1 protein-coding gene is annotated in these 1,141 nt (G+C 75.0%); it reads left to right on the top strand.

Annotated elements, in window-relative coordinates:
- A partial coding sequence (locus RI554_11655; protein ID MDR9392668.1) for a DHHA1 domain-containing protein occupies window positions 1-1,141 on the top strand: 1,141 nt, incomplete at both ends.

Below are 1,141 nucleotides of genomic sequence, written 5' to 3'. Positions count from 1 at the left end.
GGGACGGTCGACGGCTTCCTCCCGAACCGCTTGACGCACGGGTACGGCGTGCACGCCGACCTGGTGCCGGAGCACGCGGAGCGCAGCGACCTGTTCGTCACCGTCGATTGCGGCATCACCAACGTCGACGAGGTCGCGGCGTTGCGCGCGGCGGACACGGACGTGATCGTGACCGACCACCACACGCCCCGCGCGACGTTGCCCGACGCGTTGCTCGTCCACCCCCGCCTGGCCGCCGACGGCGTCACGATGCGGTCCGGACACCCCGGCGTGGAGCCGACCGGGTCCGGCGTCGCCTTCCACCTGTTGTGGCGGCTGCACGCGCGGCTGGGGCTCGAGCCGCCGTTCGAACTGGCGGACGTCGCGATGATCGGGACGGTCGCGGACGTCGCGCCGCTATTGGGGGAGAACCGGGCGTTGGTCCGCGCCGGCCTGGAGCGGCTCGCCGACAGCGCCTGGCCGGGCGTGCGGGCGATGGCGAAGCAGTCGCGCTTGGCGGAGACGCCGACCGCCCGCGACGTGGCGTTCGGCCTCGCCCCGCGCCTGAACGCCGCGGGGCGGCTGGGGGAACCGGAGCAGGGCCTGGCGTTGCTGCTGGCGCCCACCGAACGCACGGCGCGCGAGTTGGCGACGTACCTGGACGCCCGCAACGCCGAACGCCGCGCGATCCAGGACCGCATGTTCGACGAGGCGGTCGACCGGGTCGACCCCCGCGACCCGGCGTTGGTGGTCGGCGACGACGCCTGGCACCCCGGCGTCATGGGGATCGTCGCGTCGAAGCTGCTGGAGCGCTTCTACAAGCCGGTGTTCATCCTCGCGCGGGGGCAGGGCAGCGTCCGCAGCACCCCCGGCATCTCCGCGGTCGACGCCCTGGCGGCGGCCGCCCCGACCCTGCGGCGCTACGGCGGGCACGCCGCCGCCGCCGGCTTCGCCGTCGACCCGGACCGGGTCGACGCGTTCCGGGAGGCGATCCACGCGCACGTCGCGACGTTCCCCGTCCCCACCCCGGACGTGACGGTCGATGCGGTATTGGCGCCCGAGGACGTCGACGAGGACTTGTGGCGGGGCGTCCGGACGCTGGAGCCGTTCGGGGAGGGGCATCCCCCCCCGACGTTCGCGTTGGCGGGGCCGGCGACGCGGG

The organism is Trueperaceae bacterium (assembly GCA_031581195.1).
Classification (GTDB): Bacteria; Deinococcota; Deinococci; order Deinococcales; family Trueperaceae; genus SLSQ01.
The sequence above is the reverse complement of the archived record's forward strand: the minus strand, read 5'-3'. Positions and strand labels throughout refer to the sequence as shown.